19 protein-coding genes are annotated in these 22,415 nt (G+C 75.1%); 10 read left to right on the top strand and 9 right to left on the bottom strand.

The window, feature by feature from the left end; genetic code table 11:
- Positions 1–120 precede the first annotated feature (120 nt).
- From ACZ7IF_RS25030 to ACZ7IF_RS25020, 3 genes are all read left to right on the top strand, one after another.
- Positions 121–3,948 carry a DNA polymerase III subunit alpha gene (locus tag ACZ7IF_RS25030; protein WP_470975195.1) on the top strand — a complete coding sequence of 1,276 codons (3,828 nt, stop codon included), beginning with the start codon at positions 121–123 and terminating at the stop codon, positions 3,946–3,948.
- Positions 3,945–5,252, top strand: coding sequence for a DNA polymerase Y family protein (locus tag ACZ7IF_RS25025; protein WP_470975193.1), 1,308 nt, complete (start codon positions 3,945–3,947; stop codon positions 5,250–5,252). The genes ACZ7IF_RS25030 and ACZ7IF_RS25025 overlap by 4 nt, the downstream gene beginning before the upstream one ends.
- A 1,001-nt stretch (positions 5,253–6,253) precedes the next feature.
- Positions 6,254–7,114: an esterase/lipase family protein gene (locus tag ACZ7IF_RS25020; RefSeq protein ID WP_470975190.1), complete on the top strand. Its 861-nt coding sequence runs from the start codon at positions 6,254–6,256 to the stop codon at positions 7,112–7,114.
- Between the two features lie 38 nt (positions 7,115–7,152).
- Here the strand turns inward: ACZ7IF_RS25020 and ACZ7IF_RS25015 are convergent, their stop codons facing one another.
- The 3 genes from ACZ7IF_RS25015 to ACZ7IF_RS25005 form a co-directional block, all read right to left on the bottom strand.
- Positions 7,153–8,208: a lytic polysaccharide monooxygenase auxiliary activity family 9 protein gene (locus ACZ7IF_RS25015; protein ID WP_470975187.1), complete on the bottom strand. Its 1,056-nt coding sequence runs from the start codon at positions 8,206–8,208 to the stop codon at positions 7,153–7,155.
- A gap of 171 nt (positions 8,209–8,379) precedes the next feature.
- Positions 8,380–8,862: a ribonuclease FAU-1 family protein gene (locus ACZ7IF_RS25010; RefSeq protein ID WP_470975184.1), complete on the bottom strand. Its 483-nt coding sequence runs from the start codon at positions 8,860–8,862 to the stop codon at positions 8,380–8,382.
- Positions 8,859–9,803, bottom strand: a complete 945-nt coding sequence (locus ACZ7IF_RS25005) for a GNAT family N-acetyltransferase (protein WP_470975181.1) — start codon at positions 9,801–9,803, stop codon at positions 8,859–8,861. The genes ACZ7IF_RS25010 and ACZ7IF_RS25005 overlap by 4 nt, the downstream gene beginning before the upstream one ends.
- Positions 9,804–9,886: 83 nt before the next feature.
- Between ACZ7IF_RS25005 and ACZ7IF_RS25000 the strand changes: the two genes are divergently transcribed.
- Positions 9,887–10,273, top strand: coding sequence for a GntR family transcriptional regulator (locus ACZ7IF_RS25000; RefSeq protein WP_470975178.1), 387 nt, complete (start codon positions 9,887–9,889; stop codon positions 10,271–10,273).
- 9 nt (positions 10,274–10,282) lie between these two features.
- Positions 10,283–11,341, top strand: a complete 1,059-nt coding sequence (locus ACZ7IF_RS24995; RefSeq protein ID WP_470975175.1) for a protein kinase family protein — start codon at positions 10,283–10,285, stop codon at positions 11,339–11,341.
- A 199-nt stretch (positions 11,342–11,540) separates the two neighbouring features.
- Here ACZ7IF_RS24995 and ACZ7IF_RS24990 read toward each other — a convergent pair whose 3' ends face one another.
- Entirely contained in the window at positions 11,541–12,638 is a 1,098-nt protein-coding gene (locus ACZ7IF_RS24990; protein ID WP_470975172.1) for a DUF5925 domain-containing protein, read from the bottom strand.
- A gap of 193 nt (positions 12,639–12,831) precedes the next feature.
- Here ACZ7IF_RS24990 and ACZ7IF_RS24985 point away from each other — a divergent pair, with 193 nt between their 5' ends.
- On the top strand, positions 12,832–13,641 hold the full coding sequence (locus ACZ7IF_RS24985) for an SGNH/GDSL hydrolase family protein (RefSeq protein WP_470975169.1): 810 nt from the start codon (positions 12,832–12,834) through the stop codon (positions 13,639–13,641).
- Between the two features lie 14 nt (positions 13,642–13,655).
- On the opposite strand, the gene ACZ7IF_RS24980 is transcribed toward ACZ7IF_RS24985, so the two are convergent.
- Positions 13,656–15,245 (bottom strand): serine/threonine-protein kinase, encoded by a 1,590-nt coding sequence (locus ACZ7IF_RS24980; RefSeq protein ID WP_470975353.1) that lies wholly within the window; start codon positions 15,243–15,245, stop codon positions 13,656–13,658.
- A 350-nt stretch (positions 15,246–15,595) separates the two neighbouring features.
- Here ACZ7IF_RS24980 and ACZ7IF_RS24975 point away from each other — a divergent pair, with 350 nt between their 5' ends.
- Complete coding sequence (locus tag ACZ7IF_RS24975; protein WP_007263256.1) at positions 15,596–15,865, top strand: hypothetical protein; 270 nt, start codon at positions 15,596–15,598, stop codon at positions 15,863–15,865.
- A 91-nt stretch (positions 15,866–15,956) separates the two neighbouring features.
- Here ACZ7IF_RS24975 and ACZ7IF_RS24970 read toward each other — a convergent pair whose 3' ends face one another.
- Positions 15,957–17,153, bottom strand: a complete 1,197-nt coding sequence (locus ACZ7IF_RS24970) for a CaiB/BaiF CoA transferase family protein (RefSeq protein ID WP_470975167.1) — start codon at positions 17,151–17,153, stop codon at positions 15,957–15,959.
- A 125-nt stretch (positions 17,154–17,278) separates the two neighbouring features.
- On the opposite strand from ACZ7IF_RS24970, the gene ACZ7IF_RS24965 reads away from it, so the two are divergent.
- On the top strand, positions 17,279–18,235 hold the full coding sequence (locus ACZ7IF_RS24965) for a hypothetical protein (protein ID WP_470975165.1): 957 nt from the start codon (positions 17,279–17,281) through the stop codon (positions 18,233–18,235).
- A 32-nt stretch (positions 18,236–18,267) separates the two neighbouring features.
- On the opposite strand, the gene ACZ7IF_RS24960 is transcribed toward ACZ7IF_RS24965, so the two are convergent.
- Positions 18,268–19,059 carry an ABC transporter permease gene (locus ACZ7IF_RS24960; RefSeq protein WP_470975162.1) on the bottom strand — a complete coding sequence of 264 codons (792 nt, stop codon included), beginning with the start codon at positions 19,057–19,059 and terminating at the stop codon, positions 18,268–18,270.
- On the bottom strand, positions 19,056–20,027 hold the full coding sequence (locus tag ACZ7IF_RS24955) for an ATP-binding cassette domain-containing protein (RefSeq protein ID WP_470975159.1): 972 nt from the start codon (positions 20,025–20,027) through the stop codon (positions 19,056–19,058). The genes ACZ7IF_RS24960 and ACZ7IF_RS24955 overlap by 4 nt, the downstream gene beginning before the upstream one ends.
- Positions 20,028–20,104: 77 nt before the next feature.
- Between ACZ7IF_RS24955 and ACZ7IF_RS24950 the strand changes: the two genes are divergently transcribed.
- Positions 20,105–20,827, top strand: coding sequence for a TetR/AcrR family transcriptional regulator C-terminal domain-containing protein (locus tag ACZ7IF_RS24950; RefSeq protein WP_470975157.1), 723 nt, complete (start codon positions 20,105–20,107; stop codon positions 20,825–20,827).
- A gap of 10 nt (positions 20,828–20,837) precedes the next feature.
- Here the strand turns inward: ACZ7IF_RS24950 and ACZ7IF_RS24945 are convergent, their stop codons facing one another.
- Positions 20,838–21,959, bottom strand: a complete 1,122-nt coding sequence (locus ACZ7IF_RS24945) for a type ISP restriction/modification enzyme (protein ID WP_470975351.1) — start codon at positions 21,957–21,959, stop codon at positions 20,838–20,840.
- A gap of 172 nt (positions 21,960–22,131) precedes the next feature.
- Here ACZ7IF_RS24945 and ACZ7IF_RS24940 point away from each other — a divergent pair, with 172 nt between their 5' ends.
- On the top strand, positions 22,132–22,302 hold the full coding sequence (locus tag ACZ7IF_RS24940; RefSeq protein WP_470975154.1) for a hypothetical protein: 171 nt from the start codon (positions 22,132–22,134) through the stop codon (positions 22,300–22,302).
- Positions 22,303–22,415 lie beyond the last annotated feature (113 nt).

Below are 22,415 nucleotides of genomic sequence, written 5' to 3'. Positions count from 1 at the left end.
GGTCCGGCGCAGCAGGGGAGGGCCGAATGGATGATCGAACAAGTGTTTCGCACGGATATTCGAATTGCTCTATGGTGGAGAAGGGGGAGGTTGAAGGTCGAGCGAAGCAGGAGGCCGCGGGTGCCTGGTTTTACGCATCTGCACACCGTTTCGGGGTTCTCCGTGCGGTACGGGGCCTCGCACCCGGAGCGGCTGGCGGAACGCGCCGTCGAACGGGGCATGGACGCCCTCGCCCTCACCGACCGCGACACCCTCGCGGGCGCGGTGCGGTTCGCGAAGGCGGCCGCCGGGGCCGGTATCCGGCCGCTGTTCGGGGTGGACCTTCCCGTGCCGCCGGCCGCGGGTCCAGCGGCTCCGGGCGGCTCCGGCCCGGCCGGGGAGGCTTCGTACCGCAGGCGTACCCCCGTCAGGGGCGGGGCCTTCGTGGACGAGTCCGCCCCGCGCGCGGTCTTCCTGGCCCGGGACGGGGCCGCCGGGTGGGCGGAGCTGTGCCGGATGGTCACCGCCGCCCATGCCCCGGCCGGGCGGGGGGAGGGGGCCGGCGGCCCCGGCCCGGGCTCCGGCTCCGCGCCGGACGGCGGCGCGGGCTCCGGCGTGGCCGGGCGGTCCTACGGGGGCCTCCTCGGGGCGGGCGGTCCGTCTGCCGGCCGGGCCGACGGGGGTCTCCTCGGAGCTGCCGGGTCCGGCGGAGCCGCGTGGGCCGCATGGGCCGGGGGTTCCGGGGGTTCCGGGGACGCCGCCTCCGGCGGGGTCGTGCCGGGGGGTGCCGGTGGCGGGTTCGGCGGCGACGGGCCCGTGGTGCCGGGCGGCTTCGAGGGCGACGGGTTCGCGGGGGCCCGGGCGGGGTCCGCCGCCGCCGGCCGGCTCGCGGGGCCGGGTTCCGCTGCCGCCGGAGGGCACGGGCTGTCGTGGGAGGCGTTGCGCGGTGAAGGGGTGTTCGTGCTGCTCGGGCCCGGGTCCGAGGTGGGGCGGGCGCTCGCCGCCGGACGGCCCGACCGGGCCGCGCGGCTGCTCGCGCCCTGGCGGGACGTCTACGGCGACGCCCTGCGCCTGGAGGCCGTCCACCACGGCCGCACCGGCACCGGCCCCGGCTCGCTGCGACTGGCCGCCCGTACCGTCGGCTTCGCCGCCGAGCAGGGCGTCACGGCCGTGCTGACCAACGCCGTCCGGTACGCCGATCCCGGCCAGGGTCCCGTGGCCGACGTCCTCGACGCCGCCCGCCGCCTCGTCCCCCTCGGCCCCCGGGGCGCCCGCGACAGCGGCGAGCGGTGGCTCAAGGGCCCCGCCGCCATGGCGGAGGCCGCCGAGCGGATCGCCGAGGCGGCCGGACTGCGCGCCGCCGACGCCCGCCGGCTGCTCGCGCGGACCCGGGAGACCGCCGAGGCCTGCTCCGTGGACCCCGAGGACGACCTCGGCATCGGCTCCGTGCACTTCCCCGAGGCCCGCCTCGTCGGCGCCGCGCACCGCACCGCCCAGCGGGTGCTCGCCTCCCGCGCCTCGGCCGGCATGGTGCTGCGCGGCTACGCCGGACGGCGCGCGTACTGGGACCGGATGGAGGAGGAGCTCGACGTCATCGCCCACCACGGCTACGCCTCGTACTTCCTGACGGTCGCCCAGGTCGTGGACGACGTACGGGAAATGGGCATCCGGGTGGCCGCGCGCGGCTCCGGCGCGGGCTCCCTCGTCAACCACCTCCTCGGCATCGCGCACGCCGACCCCGTCGAGCACGGCCTGCTGATGGAGCGCTTCCTGTCCAAGCGCCGCCGCGTGCTGCCCGACATCGACATCGACGTGGAATCCGCCCGCCGGCTGGAGGTCTACCGCCGGATCATCGGCCGCTTCGGCGCCGAGCGCGTCGCCACCGTCGCCATGCCCGAGACCTACCGGGTCCGCCACGCCATCCGCGACGTCGGCGCCGCCCTGTCCATGGACCCGGCCGCCGTCGACCGGCTCGCCAAGGCCTTCCCGCACATCCGGGCCCGCGACGCCCGCGCCGCCCTGGCCGAACTGCCCGAACTCCGCGAGGTGCGCGGCGAGGAGCACGGGCGGCTGTGGGACCTCGTCGAGGCGCTCGACGCGCTGCCGCGCGGGACCGCCATGCACCCGTGCGGGGTGCTGCTCTCCGACGCCTCGCTGCTCGCCCGCACCCCGGTGGTCCCCACCAGCGGCGAGGGCTTCCCCATGTCCCAGTTCGACAAGGACGACGTGGAGGACCTCGGGCTGCTCAAACTCGACGTGCTGGGCGTGCGCATGCAGTCCGCGATGGCGCACGCGGTCACCGAGCTGCGGCGGGCGACGGGCCGCGAGCTCGACCTCGACGACCCCGCGCAGGTGCCCCCGGGCGACGGGCCGACGTACGAACTGATCCGCTCGGCCGAGACGCTGGGCTGCTTCCAGATCGAGTCCCCCGGACAGCGCGACCTGGTGGGCCGGCTCCAGCCGGCCGCCTTCCACGACCTGGTCGTCGACATCTCCCTCTTCCGGCCCGGCCCGGTCGCCGCCGACATGGTGCGCCCCTTCATCGAGGCCCGGCACGGGCGGGCGCCGGTCCGCTTCCCGCACCCGGACCTGGCCGACGCGCTGCGCGAGACGTACGGGGTGGTCGTCTTCCACGAGCAGATCATCGAGATCGTGCACGTCATGACCGGCTGCGGCCGCGACGAGGCCGACCGGGTGCGGCGCGGGCTCTCCGACCCGGACTCCCAGGGCCGGATCAAGGCCTGGTTCGCGGCGACGGCCGCCGGGCGCGGCTACGCGCCCGAGGTGATCGCCCGGACCTGGGAGATCGTCGAGGCCTTCGGCAGCTACGGCTTCTGCAAGGCGCACGCCGTGGCCTTCGCCGTGCCCACCTACCAGTCGGCATGGCTCAAGACCCACCACCCGGCGGCCTTCTACGCCGGGCTGCTCACCCACGACCCCGGGATGTACCCGAAGCGGCTGCTGCTGGCGGACGCCCGGCGGCGGGGCGTGCCGGTGCTGCCGCTGGACGTGAACCGCTCGGCGGTCGCCCATCGCATCGAACTGGTGTCCGATGACCCGGAGGAGTGGGGGCTGCGGCTCGCCCTGGCCGACGTCCACGGCATCAGCGAGGCCGAGGCCCGCCGGATCGAGGCGGGCCAGCCGTACGCCTCCCTGCGCGACTTCTGGGACCGCGCCCACCCCGGCCGGCCGGTCGCCGAACGGCTGGCCCAGGTCGGGGCGTTGGACGCGTTCGGCGCCAACCGCCGCGACCTGCTGCTGCACTTGACCGAGCTGCACGGCGCCCAGCGCGCCGCCGGCACCAGGGGCGCGGCCCAGCTGCCCCTCGGCGGCGGCCGGTCCACCGCCCCCGCCGGGCTGCCCGACCTGACCGACGCCGAGCGGCTCAGCGCCGAACTCGGAGTCCTCGGCATGGACGCCTCCCGCCACCTGATGGACGACCACCACGCCTTCCTCGCCGAGCTGGGCGTGACCCCGGCCGCCCGGCTTCGGGACACCGGGCACGGGCGGACCGTCCTCGTCGCGGGCGCCAAGGCGGCCACCCAGACCCCGCCGGTCCGCTCCGGCCGCCGCGTCATCTTCACCACCCTCGACGACGGCACCGGCCTGGTCGACCTGGCCTTCTTCGACGACAGCCAGGAGGCCTGCGCGCACACCGTCTTCCACTCCTTCCTGCTGCTCGTACGGGGAGTCGTGCAGCGGCGCGGCCCGCAGAGCCTGAGCGTGGTCGGGGCCGCCGCCTGGAACCTCGCCGAGCTGGCCGAACTGCGCGGGCACAGCGGCCTGGAGGCGGTCACGGCCCGGCTCGCCGAACCCCTCGCCGGGGACGGCACCGGCACCGGTACCGGCCGCCGCATCCACCTCCCCACCGGCTACGAGATGAACCCCTGGGCCGACCTCCAGCCGCCCGGGGAGCGCGCCGCCACCGGCCGCAAGCTGTGGCACTCCAGCCCGGGGAGCGCGGGATGAGCGGCGTCAGGACCGCCGCCGGAGTGCTGCACGTCCGCTGCGCCCCCGCCCTGTCCGGGGAGGGCTACCGCGAGGTGCTGGAGCTGCTGCGCGAGTTCTCCCCGCTGGTCCAGGCCCTGCCGCCGCGCGCCGCGCTGGTCCAGGTCCGGGGCGCCCAGCGGTACTTCGGCGCCGACCCCGCCCGCATCGCCGAAGTGGTCCGGCTGCGCGCGGTGGCCCGGCTGGGCACGGACGTCCGGATCGGGGTCGCCGCCACCTGGGCGGTGGCGGCCATGGCCTCCGCCCGGATCCCCGTACCCGGCGGGGTCCTGGCCGTGCCCGAGGAGGCGGCGGCCGGCTTCCTGGCCCCCCTCCCGGTGGAGGAGCTGTACGGGCTCGGCTCCCGCCAGGCCGAGGCGCTGCGCCGGTACGGGCTGCACACCGTCGGGGCGCTCACCCACGTCCCGCCCGGGGTCGTCGAGCGGATCCTCGGCAAACGGGCCGGCCGGCTCGCGGCCGAGCGGGCCCGCGGTATCGACCCGCGCCCGGTCACCCCGCGCGACCTGCCCTCCTCGGCCGCCGCCCGCACCGGGTTCACCCGCCAGGAGCTGGACGGCCCGCACGCCCGGGCCGCGCTGCTCGGCCTCGTGGTCCGGCTCGGCGCCACCCTGCGCGGACGCCGCCAGGCCGCCCGGTCCCTGTCCCTGACCCTCCAGTTCGCGGGCGGCACCCGGTGGGAGAGGTCCCGGCGGCTGGCGGAGCCCTCCGCCCACGACGAGGACCTGCGCACCCTCGCGTACCGCCTGATGGACGCGGCCGGCCTGCAACGGGCCCGGCTGACCGGGATGGTGCTGCGCGCGGAGGACCTCACGGGCGCGGAGGGCGTGACCCGCCAGCTCACCCTGGACCCGGTCCGTGAATCCCGGCTGACGGTGGAGGCCGCCATCGACCGCGCCAACGCCCGTTTCGGCCCCGGCACGGTCCGCCCCGCGTCGGTCGCGGGCCCCGGTCGCCGCTCAGACGCCGTCCAGCATCAGCCGGGCCGTCTCCGCGCGCAGCGGGGTGGTCTGGGCCTGGATCAGGTGGAACTGGGCCTCGCGGGAGAGCCGGCCGGCGGTGTGCCCGTACTGGATCGCCCGGCCGCCCGCCACCGCCACGCAGGTCGCCGCCGCCCGTACGGCCAGGTCCAGGACGGCGGCCCGGAGGGTGAGGCGGTCCCCGGTGCGCTCCCCGCGCGGGACCTCGTCGCGCAGGGCGTAGGCCTCGGCGCGCAGCCGGGCGGTGCGCTCGGCCAGCCGCAGGCCGAGGTCCTCGTACGGGGGTGACTGGAGGAGGAAGCCGGCGGTGGCGCGCAGCTGGCCGAAGACGGCCGGCTGCGCGTCGGCGTTCTCCAGGTCGTAGGCCCGGATCCAGTCGGCCCTCGGCAGCAGCCCGACCACCCGCTCGTCGGGTACGTGGACGTCGCGCAGTTCGACGGTGGCGGTGTGCGTACCGCCCATCGCCCACAGCGGGGCTCCTGCGACGGAGCTCAGGCCGCTGTCGGTGCGGTCGACCAGGGCGAGGACCGCCTCGTCGGACGGGCCGACCGCGCCGGCGAACACGGTGTCGGCCAGGTCCCACCCGGTCACCCACGGCATCCGGCCGTCGAGCCGCCACCCGCCCGGGACCCGCCGGGCGGTGACGGGCGGGCGCGGATGGCGCAGGAACGCGAAGCCGGCGGTGGCGCGCGTCTTCCCGCCGGCGAGGTCCGGCAGCCGGCTCTCGCGCAGGGCGTCCCCCGCCGGTCCGGCCGCCTGCCGCAGGGCCTTGGCCAGCGGGACGTGCTGGGTCCACACGAACCAGGTCGACGGGTCCACCGCGGCCAGGACCTCGTGCACCTCCCGGAACACCTGGCGGGCCGTCAGCCCGTAGGCCGGATCCGGTTCGTATCCGATCAGCCCGTACGCGCCGGCCGAGGCGAGCGCGTCCAGATGCGTACGCGGCACCCCGCTCACGGCGGTCCGCTCCGCCTCCGGCGCCAGTACGCGTACGGCGGCCTCCGTGACGGCGGCGACCAGCGGGTCGGCGGCCAGCTCGGGTGGTGCGGCCAGGGCGGTGCCGGATCCGGGGGCCCTCTGCATCGCGGGGATTCACCTCAAGTCCGTGTTCAGGGGCGTCCATTGTTCCTGAGCGGTACTGGAGGAAGGCTCGACACACCAGTTTTTACCGACGCGTAACTTCCAAGTCTTGCTACTGGACCGTAATTTAGCCACAGCAGCTCCCCTTGTGATCCGGATCACGGGACCAACCCCCACGCATTCCCCTTGACCCGCAAGGAGATCACACGATGCTGCCCTGGAGACGCCTGCTCCGCCCGCTGGCCGTCCTCGCACTCACCGCAGCCGCCCTCGTCGCCCCCACCGGCGCCGCCCAGGCCGCGTCCGCCCCCAGCAGCGGCTGGAACAACTGGTCCTGCAAGCCGTCCGCCGCCCATCCCCGCCCCGTCGTCCTGGTCCACGGCACCTTCGGCAACTCCGTCGACAACTGGCTCGGATTCGCCCCCTACCTGGTCCACCGCGGCTACTGCGTCTACTCCCTCGACTACGGCCAGCTGCCCGGCGTGCCCTTCTTCAACGGGCTCGGGCCCATCGACAAGTCCGCCGGCCAGCTCGACGCCTTCGTCGACAAGGTCCTCGCCTCCACCGGCGCCGCCAAGGCCGACCTGGTCGGCCACTCCCAGGGCGGCATGATGCCCCGCTACTACCTCAAGTTCCTGGGCGGCGCCGCCAAGGTCAACGCCCTCGTCGGCCTCGCCCCCGACAACCACGGCACCACCCTGTCCGGACTCACCCGGCTGCTCCCGTACTTCCCCGGAGCCGAGGACCTGATCAGCACCGCCACCCCGGGGCTCGCCGACCAGATCGCCGGCTCCGCCTTCCAGCAGAAGCTGAACGCGGGCGGCGACACCGTCCCCGGGGTGAAGTACACGGTCATCGCCACCAAGTACGACGAGGTGGTCACCCCCTACCGGAGCGCCTTCCTGGACGGGCCGGACGTACGCAACGTCGTACTCCAGGACCTGTGCCCGCTGGACCTCTCGGAGCACGTGACCATCGGCCTGACCGACCGGATCGCCTGGCACGAGGCACTCAACGCCCTCGACCCGGCGCACGCCGAACGGACCACCTGCGCCTCGGTCTTCGACTGAGACCCCGGGGTGCGGGCGGTCCGCCCGGTACCCGCCCGCTAGCGGCCGTGCCGGCCGGCCGTCGTCGTCGCGCGGCGGCGGGCCAGCGCGAACAGCACGGCCGCACCGGCGGCCAGCACTCCGGCCCCGGCGACCGCGATCACCGGGGTCGCGGAGCTGCCGCCGGTCGCGGCGAGGTCCCCGCCGGTGCCGGTGCCTGCGGCGCCGGCCGGCGAGGGCGCGGCGGAGGCCCGGCCGGAGGCCGGGGCGGCGGCGATCGGGGAGGCGGCGGACTGCCCGTTCGTCTTCGGGTCGTTGTCGCCGTGGCCGTTGTGCTCGATCGTGGACTTGCCCGCGCCGTCGGAGATCTGCTGGTCCGTCGGCGCCTTGGGCGGCTCGACGGGCTTGGCGGAGGAGCCGGCGGACGGCTTCGCGCCGGGGGTGGCCCCCGCCCCCGGAGCCGTACCGCCGCTGTCCTTGCCGAAGACCACGTCCGAGCAGGTGTAGAACGCCTCCGGGCTGTCCGAGCGCTGCCAGATGCTGTAGACGAGGTGGCGGCCGGTCTTCTTCGGGACCGTGCCGCTGAAGACGTAGTCGCCGTTCTGCATGCCCGGGTCGGTGGCCTTCGCGAACGGCGCCGGCTCCAGGTCGGACCACTTCAGCGGCTTCGACGGGTCGTAGCCGTCCTTCGTCACGTACAGCTCGAAGGAGCCCTTGTGCGGGGCGGTCCCCTTGTAACGGAAGGTGTGCGCCCCGGCCGTCATCGGGGAGGCCGGCCAGTCGGCGCGGGCCAGGTCCAGCCCCTTGTACTTGGCGTTGCCCGCCGAGCACAGCTGCCCGTCCGGGATCAGCGACTTGCTCTGGCCGGCCGCGTTGGCGATGTTCACCCCGTTCCAGTCGTAGAACGCCTGCGGCCCGGCGGCCGCGACGGCCGCCTTGCACGCCCCCGACTTCGGGGCCTCCGGACCCTCCGCGTAGCACGCCGCCACCCGGCTGACCGGGTCCGTCATCGAACCGTGGGCGGCCGCCGGCCCGGCGGCGTACGCGGCCACCGCGAGCGGGGCGAGACCGGCGGCGGCGATACGGACGGCGGTACGGGCACGGCGTGCGGGCATGGGTGGATCTCCTTCGGGCGCAAGGCGGGGAAGCGCCAGCGGAACCGGCCGGCGGCCCTGTCTGGCCCCGCCAAGCTAGCCCGCAGGCAGGCCCGTTCGGCCCGGATGGAGCCCGGGGAAGGGATTCTTAGGGTCCGCTTAAGGAAGGCCTAAGCGGGCCCACAGAAACACCTACCGGAGGAGCGCGGCGAGGCCCTCCGCCGTGCGCGCCCGCTCCTCCAGGGAGTCCAGCGCCCGTACCGCCCGGGCCGCCGCCTCCGGGTCGCTCGCGGCCAGCCCGCTCGCCGCGAACTCGTCCTCGTCCAGCCGCAGGACCGACGTCCCGTCCGCCGACACCCACAGGTCGAGGTCCAGGTCGTCGACCACGATCTCGCCCCCGCGGACCACGGCGGGGCGCGTCACGTCGCAGTACCAGCCCTTGAGGACGCCCTCCCCGGTCCACACCTCCTTGACCGCGTACCACCGCGTCCGCCAGAAGTGCTCGACGAACACGTCGCCGGGCTCGAAGCGGACGAACCCGAAGTCCTTCACCCCCTCGGCCGCCCACGGGGCCCGCACCGAGATCCGGTCCCCGTCGTCGGACAGCTGCGCCGCCGGGTAGCTGATCTTGGTGCGGCCGGCCTTGGTGAGGGTCACGGTCCAGGACTCGGTCATGCGGTGGCTCCCAGCTTCTTCGTGAAGCGCGTCTCGGTCGCGCAGATCTCGTACCCGAACCACGAGTTGATCGCGAGCATCGGGTCGTTGCCGGCGTCGTTGCCGGTGAAGGCCTCGGTGTACCCGGCCGCGCGGGCCCGGTGCAGCGAGTCGGTCTTGGCGAGCTTGGCCAGTCCGCGGCCGCGGAAGGCGCGCAGGGTGCCGGTCATGGCCGTGCCGTAGCGGGTCGCGCCGTCCGTCCGGGCGGCGGTGAAGGCGGCCACGGCCCCGTCGACGAGGACGACCGTCGTCAGCTCGTGGTCCAGGGTCGGCTGGTGCCAGACGGTGTCCAGCCAGTCCTGGTAGTCGTCCAGCTCCGCGGGCACGTCGCCCGGCTCGTCGGCCGTGACCTCGGCGTCGGCCTCGTACAGCGGGCGCGGGTCGGCGGCGAAGGCCGCCCCGGGCCGCAGCTCCACCCCGGCGGGCAGTTCCCCGGGCAGCGGCGGCAGGGCGCCCGAGGCCAGGTCCAGCCGCAGGAAGTGCGCGGAGCGGCTGGGACGGTAGCCGCGCCGCTCGGCGAAGCCCCGGTGCGCGGGCTCGTCCAGCACCCAGGAGTACGCGTCCACCGCGCCCCGCGCCGCGAGGTGCTCCTCGGCGGCGCGCAGCAGCGCGGCCCCGGTGCCCAGGCCCCGGTGCGCGGGGTCGACGTGGACGTTCACGAAGGACAGCCCCGGCTGCGGGCTGTCGTACGCCAGCCCGGCCTGCGCGGTGCCGACGGGACGGCCGTCGGGGGTCTCGGCGAGGAGCAGGCGGTAGTGCTTCGCGGGGTTGGCGGAGGCGAGTTCATGGGCGACTCCCGAGGGGGTGTCGATCATGAAGGGCAGCGCTGCCCGGCGGATCTGTACGACGGCCTCGGCGGCGGGGAGGTCGTCGGGGCGGACGTCGCGGACATGGATGGTCATGGGGCGGACGTTACGGGCGGAGATCCCTGCGGCGCCTGCGAATTACGCGCGGTCCGTCGGGCTCATGGGGGAGAATCGGCCGCGTGACCTCGACCAACCTCAGGATCAGGATCGACGGCTCGGCCGGCTCGGCCGCCCCGTACGAGCAGCTGCGCGCGCAGATCGCGGACCGGGCCCGGTCGGGAGCGCTGCCGGCGGGCTACAAGCTGCCGACCGTGCGGGGGCTGGCGGAGGAACTGGGGCTGGCCGCGAACACCGTCGCGAAGGCGTACCGGGCGCTGGAGTCCGACGGGGTGATCGAGACGCGCGGCCGCAACGGCACGTTCGTCGCGGCGGCGGAGGGCTCCTCGCGCGAGGCGGCCACGGCCGCGCAGGCCTTCGCGGACCGCGCCCACCGCCTGGGCCTGACGGAAGCCGAAGCCCTGTCCGCCGCCACCGAGGCCCTCCGCGCCCGCTATTGCGCTCCCTGAGGGTCCGTCATGTCCGTGACTCCCGCGCACGCCGCGCGTCTCGCCGCCTACGGGCGCACGGCCACCCGGCTGTCCCTGCCGAGTGACGGCCGGCTCGCCGACATGGTGGCGTCCGCTTCCCCGGCCGGGGCCGGCATCGGCGGCAGGGTCGCGGAACTGGATGTCGACGGGACGCGGGTCTTCGTCAAGAGGGTGCCGCTGACGGACGTCGAGACCCGGCCGGAGAACGTCCGCTCGACGGCGAACCTCTTCGGCCTGCCGGTGTTCTACCAGTACGGAGTGGGCTCGGCCGGTTTCGGCGCCTGGCGGGAACTGGCCGCGCACACCATGACCACCCACTGGGTCCTGGGCGGGGAGTACGACGGGTTTCCGCTGATGTACCACTGGCGCGTCCTGCCCGACTCCCCTCCCGAGGGCTTCGTGGACGTCTTCGGGGGCATCGACGCGGCGGTGGCGCACTGGGAGGGCTCACCGGCCGTGCGCGCGCGGCTGGAGGCCATCGGCAGGTCTTCCCGCAGCCTGGTCCTCTTCCTGGAGCACGTGCCTCACACGCTCGGTGCGTGGCTGCACGAGCACCGAGAGGGCGCGGGGCCGGCCGGCGGCGGGTCCCCGTACTCGTGGGCGGAGGACGCCTTGGCGCGGGGTACGGCGTTCATGAGCTCTCGGGGGCTCGTGCACTTCGACGCCCACTTCCGCAACCTCCTGACCGACGGCCGACGGGTCTACTTCGCGGACTTCGGGCTGGCCCTGAGCTCGGAGTTCGACCTCTCGGCGGCCGAGGAGAGGTTCCTCTCGGACCACCTCTCCTACGACCGCCACTACACCGCGGGCCAGCTGATCCGTCATCACCTCGCCGACCGGGTCCGGGGCGGTACGGACACGGACGTGTTCCTCCGGGACTGGGCCGAGGGGCGAAGGCCCGACGGCGTTCCGCCCGGGATCGCCGCGATCATCGAACGGCACGTCAGGGCCGCCGTCGTCCTGGACGGGTTCCACCACCGGCTGCTCTCCCGGAGCAAGCGGACGCCCTTCCCCGCCGCCGAACTCGCCCGCGCCGCCGGAGCCTGAGCGCCGGGGACCGGGCCTGACGGTCTCTTCCGGATCTTGCCTGCCCCGCCCGCCCGCCCCGCCCCGCCCCGTCCGGCACCGCACCTCGCCGCGTTGCCGAGGCGCCCGAGGACGGCCGGTGACCGGGAGCCTCTCCGCCTTGCGGTGCACGGCACCGGACGACGCGGGCTGGACCGGCGAGATCCGCACGGGACAGCCCTCAGAGGTAGAGCCCGGCCTCCGGGGAGTGCGGCTGCGGCGGCAGCACGGCCGCCGGACCCGTTCCGCGCCGGAGGGCGAAGAGTTCGGCCAGGGTGGCGCCCTCGCGGGAGACGCCCTCGTCCGTGCCGAGCCAGTCCACCGCCTCCCGGTGGGTCAGCCGGCCGACCTCGATGCGGGCCAGGCACCGCCCCGGGCGGACCACCGCCGGGTGGAGGCGTTCGAGGTCCTCGTTCGTCGTGACGCCGACCAGGACGTTGCGGCCCTGCCCCAGCAGACCGTCCGTCAGGTTCAGCAGCCGCGACAGCGCCTGCCCCGCCGTGTGCCGGGCCTCGCCGCGGATCAGCTCGTCGCAGTCCTCCAGCAGCAGCAGCCGCCACCGGCCCTTCGCGGTGCCCTCGTCCTCGCCGATGGCGATGTCCATGAGGTAGCCCACGTCGTTGAACAGCCGCTCCGGGTCCAGGACGCAGTCCACCTGGCACCAGTCCCGCCACGACCGCGCCAGCGTGCGCAGCGCCGAGGTCTTGCCGGTGCCCGGAGGCCCGTGCAGCAGGAGCAGCCGGCCGGCGATGTCGTCCGGGGTGACCTTCATCAGCCGGTCCATCGCCAGCGCCACCGGCGCCGTGTAGTTCGGCCGGACGTCCTCCCACGTGCCCGCGGAGATCTGCCGGGTCGTGCGGTACGGGCCGCGGCGCGGGGAGACGTACCAGAAGCCCATGGTGACGTTCTCGGGCTGCGGTTCGGGCTCGTCCCGCGCCCCCTCCGTGGCCTCGCCGAGCACCTTCTCCGCGAGTTCGTCGCTGACCGCGGTCACGGTGACGTCCGCCCCCCGGCTCCAGCGGGAGACCAGGACCGTCCAGCCCTCGCCCTCGGCGAGCGTGGCGCTGCGGTCGGTGTCGCGCGCCGCGCGGAGCACGGTGGCGCGCGGGGGCAGCAGGGTGGCTTCCGCCTTCACCCGCTCGATCGTGACGCTCTGCGCGTAGGGCTGCTCGCCGGTCGCGAACCGGCCGAGGAACAGCGCGTCGACGACATCCGACGGTGAGTCGCTGTCGTCGACATTGAGCCGGATCGGCAGCGCGTCATGCGGGTCTGCTGGCATGGCGCCCATGATCCGGCACGAACTGCCCCCACGCACGTGTGTTTCGCCGGATCGAGTGGCCGGGTTCCCTCTTCAAACCCGGCGCGGGTGAAGATTCCCACCCCGAACATTCTTGGCATGGACACTTCCAGCCATCCCCGGCTGCTTGTACTACGGACTCAGTAGTAACCCCCCCACAAGGAGCCGCACCCACATGAGCAAGAGAATGTCGCGTTTCGCCGCCTTGACCTCCTCCCTGTTACTCGCCGCGGGCGCCGCCCTGTTCGGCGCCGGCCAGGCGTCCGCCGCGCAGGCCGACTTCGGATACGTGGCCCTCGGCGACTCGTACTCCTCCGGCGTCGGCGCCGGCAACTACGACAGCTCCAGCGGCAACTGCAAGCGCACCGCGCGCGCCTACCCGGCCCTGTGGGCCGCCGCCCATTCCCCGCAGACCTTCTCCTTCACCGCGTGCTCGGGCGCCCGTACCGGTGACGTGCTCAACGGCCAGCTCGGCCCCCTCAACTCCGGCACCGACCTGGTGAGCATCACCGTCGGCGGCAACGACGCGGGATTCTCGGACGTGATGACGACCTGCGTCCTGCAGTCCGAGTCCACCTGCGTCAGCCGGGTCAACGAGGCCAAGCGGTACGTCGACACCACCCTCCCCGGTCAGCTCGACCAGGTCTACGACGCGATCCGGGGCCGCGCCCCCGCCGCCAAGGTCGTCGTCCTCGGCTATCCCCGCTTCTACAAGCTGAACGGCACCTGTGTGGCCGGTCTGACCGAGGGCGAACGCTCCGCCATCAACGGCGCGGCGGACCACCTCAACGCCGCCATCGCCAAACGGGCCGCCGACCACGGCTACACCTTCGCCTCGGTCGCCGGAGCCTTCACCGGCCACGAGATCTGCTCCGGCAGTGCCTGGCTGCACAGCGTCAACTGGACCAACATCGGCGAGTCGTACCACCCCACCGCCGCCGGACAGTCCGGCGGCTACCTGCCCGTCTTCTCCGCCAAGGCCTGATCCGGACAGCACACCTAGGGGCTGACACCCGCGCTCGGTGTGGGCGTGGGCGTCGGCGTCGGTGTCGCGGCCGGTGAACCGGAGGGCCCGGCGGAACCGGGGGAGGAGGCCCCGCCCGTCGGGGTCTCCTTCTCGCACGTCAGGGAGTACTCCAGCCAGGCCGAGGCCGTCTGCGCCGGCGCCCGGACCTCCAGCCGGACCGCGTCACGGACGCTCGCGCCCGCCGGGTCGCCCGGCTCGGTGTGGTTCAGCTGGCGGGTGCGCGCCCCGCCCTCCTCGTACACGACGCTCTGCCAGTCGGCGGCCGGCCCCCCGCCCGCGCCGCGCCTGACCCAGCGGTACTCCACCACCGCCGGGGTCCGGGCCACCTCGATGGTCCCGGTGAAGGCGGGCGCGGCCGCCTCGGCCGGCGGGCAGCTCCCGCCGTACGCCGGGCGCGTGGCGTGGGCGTACAGGGTGACGCTCTGCGCGGGAGTGGCACTGGAGGAGGCCGAGGCCGAGGCCGAAGCGGACGCCGACGCCTGGGCGGAGGCCGAGGGGGACACGGAGGGGGACGCCGAGGGGGAGGGGGTGTCTCCCGATCCCTCCCCGCCCCAGGTGTCCCGCAGCAGCCACCCCAGCAGGGCCAGCGCCAGCAGCAGCACCACGATCCCGAGGGTCAGCACCGCCCCCGCCCGCCCCTGCCCCCGCGAACCGCGCTCCGGTTCCGGCGCCGGGGCCGGGGCGGGTACCGGCACCGGCATTGGCGGGGTCTGTCCGTGTTCCGGCCCGTACCCCGCCCCGGATCCCGCCCGCGCGGTGGCCGTCGGCGCGCCCGGCCCCGACACCGGCCCGCCGGGATCCCGTACCGCCCCGCCCGCGCCGACGATCCGCAGCATCCGGGCGGCCTCCGCCGCGGACAGCCGCTCGGCCGGGTCCTTGCGCAGCAGCCCCTCCAGCACCGGCTCCAGCGGCCCGGCCCGGCGCGGCGGGGGCAACTCCGAGTCCACCACGGCCTGCAGGGTGGACAGCGGGGTGTCCTTCCGGAAGGGCGACACCCCCTCCACGGCCGCGTAGAGCATCACCCCGAGCGACCACAGGTCCGACTCCGGGCCGGGCTCACTGCCCAACGCCCGCTCCGGGGCCAGGAATTCGGGGGAGCCGATCACCTCGCCGGTCATCGTGAGCGCGGCGGAGCCCTCCAGGCGGGCGATCCCGAAGTCGCTCAGCACCACCCGGCCGTCATTGGCGACCAGTACGTTGGCCGGCTTCACGTCCCGGTGCAGCACCCCGGCGTCGTGCGCGGAGCGCAGCGCGGACAGTACCTGTTCGCCGATGTGCGCGGCCCGCTGCGGGGTCATCGGACCCTCGCCCTCCAGCACCTCCGCCAGGGAGAGCCCGCGCACCAGCTCCATCACGATCCACGGGCGGCCCTCCTCGCTCGCGACGTCGTAGACCGTCACCACCCCGCGGTGCGAGACGCGGGCGGCGGCCCACGCCTCCCGCTCCAGCCGCCGGTACATCCGCTCGACCTCGGCCGCGTCCAGCCCGGCGGGGGCCCGCACCTCCTTGACGGCGACCTCGCGGCCCAGCACCTCGTCACGGGCCCGCCACACCACGCCCATGCCGCCGCGCCCCAGCTCGCCGAGCAGCCGGTACCGGCCGGCGATGACACGCCCGGCGTCCCCGCTTTCGTTCCCATTCACGCGAACCCCCCTGCGTCACCGGGTGATCACTCCAAGTTAGCGCAGTACCCGCCGGGCGGCCCCCGTCGTGACGACACTGTCACCGACCGCTGCGCGGCGCCCTCCAAGTCGGCCGAATGGTACGGAGAGTGACGGTCGACTCCGTTGAGTAATCGTCAACTACCCGTAATTACAGGGGTAATTCACACCGCCGGGATACCCGCGGGCGTTGCGGGGGCGATAGGGTTACCCTGCCCGGGCCGGGTGCCCTCGTACGGGTGGGGAGAGACATGGAACAGATAACGATGCGCAGCAGGCCGCCCCGCGTGCCTGCCATCACCTGCGGCAGCAGCGCGGTCAGCTCGCGCCTCGACCGCCACCTCGCCGTGCTGGGCGGTCCCGCCGCCCCGCGCCACGAGGTCGCCGAGGCGACCCTGCTGATGCGCGAGCTCACCTCGCGCGACCACACCCACGTCCAGCGGAGCCGGAGCGCGCGCGTCGCGCTCTTCGCACCGCTGCGCAGGCTGCGGCGCACGCTCTTCGGCAGCCGCCGCACCTGACCGTCCGCGCAGCCGGCCCCCCGTCCGGCTGCGGCCCGGCCCCGTCTCCACGTCCGGCGTCTTCCGGGGAACCCCCGGCGCCACCCCGGCATCAGGCGATCACACCGTCCCGGCGCAGTGCCGTGATCTGCGCGTCCGTCATCCCCAGGGCGCGCAGCAGGGCGTCGGTGTGTTCGCCGAGCGCGGGCACCGCACCCATCCGCGGTTCCGCGCCTCCCGGCAGCCCGATGGGCGGCAGCAGAGCCCGCAGCGGGCCCGCCGGTGAACCCACCTCCCGCCAGCGTTCGCGTGCCGCCAGCTGCGGGTGCCCGGCGAGCTGTGCCACCGAGTTCAGCCGCGCGCAGGCGATCCCGGCCGCCTCCAGCCGCGCCACGGCCTCCTGCGCCCCGAGGCCGCCGAGGGCCTCGGCCACCACCGCGTCCGTCTTCTCCCGGCCCCGGGTGCGGGCCGCGTTCGTCGCGTACGCCGGATCCTCCGCCAGGTCCGGCCGCTCCAGCACCTGGACGGCGAGGCGCCGCCACTCCCGGTCGTTCTGCACCGACAGCAGCACCCGGTCCCCGTCGGCCGTCGCGTAGGCGTCGTACGGCGCGATCACCGCGTGCGCGAGGCCGGTCCGTACGGGCTGCTCCCCGCCGTGCATCGTGTGGTGCAGCGGATGCCCCATCCACTCCGCGAGCGCGTCGAGCATCGACACCTCCACCGGCCCGCCGCGCCCGGTGGTGCCGCGCCGCAGCAGGGCCGCGAGCACCCCCGAGAAGGCGTACATGGCGGCCGCGATGTCCGCCGCCGGGATCCCCGCCTTCACCGGCCGATCGGGGGTGCCGGTCACCGAGACCAGCCCCGCCTCGCACTGCACGAGCATGTCGTAGGCGCGCTTGTGGGCGTACGGGCCCTCGGCGCCGTAGCCGGAGACGTCCACGGCGACCAGGCGCGGGTAACGGGCGCACAGCGTCGCCGCGTCGATCCCGAGCCGGGCGGCGGCCCCGTGCGCGAGGTTCTGCACGAAGACGTCGGCGCCGTCGAGCAGGCCGTGGAGCACCTCCAGCCCGCGCGGGTCCTTCAGGTCCAGGGTGAGGGACTCCTTGCCGCGGTTGGCCCACACGAAGTGCGAGGCCAGGCCGTGGGCCGCGGTGTCGTAGGCGCGCGCGAAGTCACCGCCGTCGGGCCGCTCGACCTTGATCACCCTGGCTCCGAGGTCGGCGAGCTGGCGGGTGGCGAAGGGGGCCGAGACGGCCTGTTCGACGGCGACGACCGTGAGGCCGGCGAGGGGGAGGGGTTCGGTAGCCATGGGGTCTGCCTACCGGGTGGAAGCCGGGTCTGTCACCCGTGTCCGGAGCCCGGGTCCAGCGGAATGTCCGGATTGGATGCGTAAGGTGCGGGCGTCCGCCGTCGCGCCGTACCGAAGGGCCGCCCATGAGAGCCTCGACCGCCGCCGCATCCCCCGCCCGCTCCACGGCCCGGCGGACGGCGGTCGTCGTGATGGCGCTGCTGGCGGGCCTCGCGGCGACGGCGGCACCTGCCGGGGCGGCTGGGCGGGGCCCGGATCCGGTGAGCGTGAGCGGGTCCGGTACCGACGGTGTCGTGACGAGCGCGCCGGGCTGCCCGGCCGGACCGCTCACCGACGGCCGGACGCTCGGCGGCGGCGCCACGCTGGGCCCCGGCGTCTTCTCCTCGCTGCCCAGCCAGATGGCCGTCAACCTGCCCTTCCGGGTCGGCGGCACCCAGGCCGCGCTCCCCCCGGACGGCACCCAGGTGATCCTCGCCAACGCACGGGGGTTCGTGACCGTGGAGCTGGACGGCGGTGGCTGCGAGGCGCCCGGCCTCTCGTACGACGGGACCACGGCGTCGGGGATCGGAACCTGGCACGTCGTGCCGAACGCCACCTCGACGAACGCCTACCGGGGTGCCACGGGCAGCGGGAACTACAGCATCAACGCCGATGTCACCCCCGGCACCAACAAGCTGTGGGGTCTGGACCTCCTGGGGAGCATCTCGCCCCTCCAGCCGCAGGTGGCCGTGACCCACCGCGCCTACTGGGGCGGCCTCGGCAACTACCTCTCCCGCACGCTGAGCGTCGAGTACCGGATCCGGAACACGGGCGCCGGCGACGCCTTCAACGTCAAGCTCCTCGACGCCCTGCCCACGGGGTCCGGGATCACCCAGCTCGGCCCGGTGCCGCAGACGGTGGGCTCGATCCGCTCCGGCGCCACCGCCTCGGTGGTCGTGCGCTACCGGGTGTGCGGACTCGCCGTCGCCGGCTGCCGCTTCACGGCCGGCACCCGGACGTCCCTGACGGACGCGCTCGACGGCAACCCGCAGACGGCGACGGTCCCGGTGACCGTGCAGGTGCCGCTCACGCCGATCCCCTGACACCCTCCGGAAGGCCCGGTCCTGACCGGTCCTCAGCCCCGGCCGCGCGCGAACCGGCGCGTGGCCGGCGGCACGAACAGCAGCAGGAGCAGCAGGGACCACAGCACCGCACCCGCCACCGGATGGGCCGCGGGCCAGGCCGCGCCCGGCGCCGTGGCCGCGCCGCCCGCGTTCCCGCACAGCTCCCGTACGGCGGTGGCGACGGCGCTGATCGGGTTCCATTCCGCGACCGCCCGCAGCCAGCCGGGCAGTCCGGCCGTCGGCAGGTACGCGCTGGACAGCATCGGCAGTACGAAGGTGGCGCTGCCGAGCTGGCCCGCGGCCTCCTCGCTGCGGCTCACCAGCCCGAGGTAGGTGCCCGCCCAGGCGGTGGCGAAGCGGAACAGCAGCAGCACGCCGAGCGCCCCCAGGGCCCCGGGCAGGCCGTTCTCGATCCGCCAGCCCATCGCCAGCCCCACCAGCATCAGCGGCACCATCGACACCGCCGTGGTCAGCAGATCGGCGGCGGTCTGCCCCAGCGGGACCGCGGCCCGGCTCATCGGCAGCGTCCGGAAGCGGTCCATGACCCCCCGGTGGGCGTCCTGCGCGGCGGTGAACATGCCGGTCATCAGGCCGTTCGCGGCGGTCGCGGCGAGCAGCCCGGGCACCAGGAACTCGCGGTACTCGGCGCCCGGCATGGCGAGCGCGCTGCCGAACACGTAGCCGAAGAAGAGCAGCATCGCGATCGGCATGGTCTGGGTCAGGACCAGCAGGGCCGGGGCGTGCCGGGCCTTCTGGAGCTGGCGGGTCAGGACGGCGCCGCCGTCCGAAAGCAGGGTGGTCATGCCGCGTGCTCCTTGTCGTCCGGGATGGCGGAGGGGATCCGGGTGAGGCGCAGGAACACCTCGTCGAGGGTCGGCGGGCGCAGGCTCGCGTCGGTCACCGGGATCCCGGCGGTGTCGAGCTCGCGGATGATCCGGGGCAGGGTGAGCCCGCCTTCGAGCACGGTCACGCGGACGGTGAGCCGCTCCTCGTCCAGGACGGGCCGCCCGCCCGTGAGCCGGTCGAGGACCGCGGCCGCGCCCGCGAGGGCATCGGGCCGGGCGACGGCGACCTCGGCGCGGGCGCCGATCCGGGCCTTGAGGCCGGCCGGGGTGCCGGTGGCGACGGCCCGGCCCCGGTCGACGACGACCACGTCGTCGGCGAGCCGGTCGGCCTCCTCCAGGTACTGGGTGGTCAGCAGCACGGTGGTGCCCCCGTCGGCGAGGCCGCGTACCGCGGTCCAGATCTGGTCGCGGGCCGCCGGGTCCAGCCCGGTGGTGGGCTCGTCGAGGAAGAGCACCCGGGGGCGGGTGACCAGGCCGGCGGCCAGGTCCAGGCGCCGCCTCATGCCGCCCGACCAGGTGGCGGCCACCCGGTCGGCGGCCTCGCCGAGGCCGAAGCGCTCCAGCAGCTCGTCGGCGCGGGTCCGCCCGGCCCGCCCGCGCAGTCCGGCGAGGCGGGCGAACAGCCGGAGGTTCTCCCGGCCGGTCAGGTCCCCGTCGACGGAGGCGTACTGGCCGGTGGCCCCGATGGCGCGGCGTACGGCGGCCGGGTCGGCGGTGACCTCGTGTCCGGCGACCAGGGCGCGTCCGGCGGTGGGTGCGGTGAGGGTGGTGAGGATCCGCACGGCGGTGGTCTTCCCCGCGCCGTTGGGGCCCAGCAGTCCGCAGACGGTGCCCTCCGGCACGGCCAGGTCCAGCCCGCGCAGGGCGTGCACCGTGCCGTAATGCTTCTCCAGACCCTCACTAAGTACAGCGTACGTAGTCGTCATGCGCCGCACCCTACCGCACTACGTACGACGTACGTAACTAAGATGGTGGAGGAGACGACGACGAGGTGATGTGACCGATGACAGCCGGCGGGCGCCCTGCTGAACCCGAAGTGATCTGGGCCCGCCCGCAGCGGGCCGGCCGCGGGCCCCGGCCCGCGCACAGCCGCGACTCGATCGCGGCCGAGGCCGTGCGGATCGCCGACGCGGAGGGGATCGAGGCCGTTTCCATGCGGCGGGTGGCGACCGGGATCGGCGCCGGGACGATGTCCCTGTACAACTACGTCCCCCGCAAGGAGGACCTGTACGAGCTGATGGTCGACGCGGTCAGCGGGGAGTACGACCTCACCCCGCCGAGCGGCCACTGGCGGGACGACCTGCTCGCCCTGGCCCGGCAGACCCGGGCCGTGATGCGCCGCCACCCCTGGCTGCCCCGGCTGCTGAGCCCGGTCTACGGCTTCAGCCCCAACGCCCTGCGGTACCTGGAGCACAGCCTGGTCTGCCTGGAGCCGCTGGAGGTGTCCGGGGCCGAGAAGCTGGAGCTGATCGCGTCCGTCAACGGCGCGGTGGCCACCTTCGTGGCGGGGGAACTGGCGATGGCCGAACGGGCCCGCTCGCTGCCCTGGAGCGAGGCCGCCGAGGAAGGCGTACGGACGGCCTGGCTCGGCTCCCGGCTGGCGACGGGGGAGTACCCGAGGCTCACGGCGGCGCTGACCGAGGGCACCCCGGTGACCGCCGCCGGGGCGGACATGACGGAGGTGTTCGACCGCGCGGTCTCCCGGCTGCTGGCGGGGTGGGCCTGAGGGCCCGTCGTCAGAGCAGCGCGAACTGCCCGCCCGGGCCCTCCTCCTGGTGGTCCAGCACCGAAGCCGGACGCCGGGCCCAGCGCGGCGGCGGCAGCACCCCGGCGGCCTCCAGCTCCGCGGCCGGCAGCAGCGGCCCGGGGGTGAACGCCGCCCGCTCCGGCGCCAGATCGGCCAGCAGCGCCAGGGTCGTCACCAGGGCGAGCAGCTCCGAGGTCCAGGACTGCGGCCACTCGGCGGGCCCCAGCCCCTCCAGACCGCCCGCCTGCGGATCCCGGTGCGCGCTGCGGGCGGCGAACCACCCCTCCAGCACCCGGGCGCCCTGAACCTCGTACTCCCAGGCCCCGGCCGGGACGGGGGAGACGACCCCGTCGCCGAGGGTCAGCGTCTCGCTCTCCGCGTCGTAGCCGAGCCCCTCCGGCCAGGCCGTGACCGCCGCCCGGACGTACGGCCGCCGCCCGCCGGGCAGCCGGGGCGGCTCCCCGCCGCGCGCCCCGCGCAGCTGGACGGTCAGCAGCCGGTGGCCCAGCTCCAGGCCGGCCCGCCAGCACTCCGGGTCGGCCGCGAGCGGGACCTCGTACCCCCGGGGCCCCGGCCGGCCGGCGGCGAGGATCCAGCACAGCACGTCCTCCGGGGTGACCCAGCCGCCGTGCCGCCCGCCCAGCAGGGGCAGCAGGCCCGGTGCGAGGTTGGGCTCGGCCCCGCCGGGGCGGCGGTGCAGCGGGCGGATCCGGCCGAGCCGGCCCGCCGGGAGGTGGGCGGTGGCCAGCAGGCCCGGGGCCTCCAGCAGGAACACCTGCTGTGCGTCGCGCACCCGCCACAGCTCGGGGCGGGCGGAGTCGATGAGCCGCTGGTCGGGCAGCAGCCACTGCTCGTCGAAGGGCGCGCGGAGCACCCGTACGGGCTCCGGGAAGGCGCCGGGCGCATCGGCGAAGCGGGCGGTGGCCGAGCGCTGGCCGGGCAGCGCGGCCGCCCCGGCGGAGGGCGTACGGGTCCGGCTCGGGCGGAACAGCCGCTCCCGCTCCGCCCCTTCGGCATCGGTCAGGGCCGTCCAGCGGGCCCGCAGGGTGGCGGGATCGGGCGCCGCCACCCAGTCCCGGCCCAGGCGCAGGCCGCCCACGGCCCAGGGCATCAGATCGTCCAGCAGCGGTACGTCAGCGCTCACCCGGCAGATGGTAGCGACGGCCCGCCGGGGCCGGGCCGTGTCCCGGCCGAAGCGTTACGCTCCTTATGTGCGTACCCGTCGTTTATGTACGCATCCGTATCGACCGGCGTACGCATCCGTACCGACCGAGGAGCCGGCCATGAGCACGTACGACGAGTATTCGACCCCGTCGCAGGCCGAGGGCGAGCGGCTCGACGAGGACATGGACGAGCGGGAGAAGGAGCAGCGCCACCACCCCCAGACGATGCGCACCACGCCCTCGCAGGCCGAGGGCGAGCGCCTCACGGAGGAGAACGAGCAGCAGAAGTAGCGTGTGCCGGGGGGGGGGGGGGGGGGGGGGGGGGGGGGGGGGGGGGGGGGGGGGGGGGGAGGGGGGGGGGGGAGGGGTGGAGAATCGGGGGGTGGATGCGTCCCCCTCCCCTC

This window comes from Streptomyces sp. NPDC037421, from assembly GCF_055602105.1.
The sequence above is the reverse complement of the archived record's forward strand: the minus strand, read 5'-3'. Positions and strand labels throughout refer to the sequence as shown.

Coding starts and splice junctions, on each gene's coding strand:
- ACZ7IF_RS24950 (WP_470975157.1), top strand. CDS start 20,105: ATGACAGCCGGCGGGCGCCCTGCTGAACCCGAAGTGATCTGGGCCCGC.
- ACZ7IF_RS24990 (WP_470975172.1), bottom strand. CDS start 12,638: ATGCCAGCAGACCCGCATGACGCGCTGCCGATCCGGCTCAATGTCGAC.
- ACZ7IF_RS25015 (WP_470975187.1), bottom strand. CDS start 8,208: ATGCCCGCACGCCGTGCCCGTACCGCCGTCCGTATCGCCGCCGCCGGT.
- ACZ7IF_RS25025 (WP_470975193.1), top strand. CDS start 3,945: ATGAGCGGCGTCAGGACCGCCGCCGGAGTGCTGCACGTCCGCTGCGCC.
- ACZ7IF_RS24945 (WP_470975351.1), bottom strand. CDS start 21,959: ATGCCCTGGGCCGTGGGCGGCCTGCGCCTGGGCCGGGACTGGGTGGCG.
- ACZ7IF_RS24975 (WP_007263256.1), top strand. CDS start 15,596: ATGGAACAGATAACGATGCGCAGCAGGCCGCCCCGCGTGCCTGCCATC.
- ACZ7IF_RS24995 (WP_470975175.1), top strand. CDS start 10,283: ATGTCCGTGACTCCCGCGCACGCCGCGCGTCTCGCCGCCTACGGGCGC.
- ACZ7IF_RS24980 (WP_470975353.1), bottom strand. CDS start 15,245: ATGGGCGTGGTGTGGCGGGCCCGTGACGAGGTGCTGGGCCGCGAGGTC.
- ACZ7IF_RS25010 (WP_470975184.1), bottom strand. CDS start 8,862: ATGACCGAGTCCTGGACCGTGACCCTCACCAAGGCCGGCCGCACCAAG.
- ACZ7IF_RS24955 (WP_470975159.1), bottom strand. CDS start 20,027: ATGACGACTACGTACGCTGTACTTAGTGAGGGTCTGGAGAAGCATTAC.
- ACZ7IF_RS25005 (WP_470975181.1), bottom strand. CDS start 9,803: ATGACCATCCATGTCCGCGACGTCCGCCCCGACGACCTCCCCGCCGCC.
- ACZ7IF_RS25020 (WP_470975190.1), top strand. CDS start 6,254: ATGCTGCCCTGGAGACGCCTGCTCCGCCCGCTGGCCGTCCTCGCACTC.
- ACZ7IF_RS24960 (WP_470975162.1), bottom strand. CDS start 19,059: ATGACCACCCTGCTTTCGGACGGCGGCGCCGTCCTGACCCGCCAGCTC.
- ACZ7IF_RS24940 (WP_470975154.1), top strand. CDS start 22,132: ATGAGCACGTACGACGAGTATTCGACCCCGTCGCAGGCCGAGGGCGAG.
- ACZ7IF_RS24965 (WP_470975165.1), top strand. CDS start 17,279: ATGAGAGCCTCGACCGCCGCCGCATCCCCCGCCCGCTCCACGGCCCGG.
- ACZ7IF_RS24985 (WP_470975169.1), top strand. CDS start 12,832: ATGAGCAAGAGAATGTCGCGTTTCGCCGCCTTGACCTCCTCCCTGTTA.
- ACZ7IF_RS24970 (WP_470975167.1), bottom strand. CDS start 17,153: ATGGCTACCGAACCCCTCCCCCTCGCCGGCCTCACGGTCGTCGCCGTC.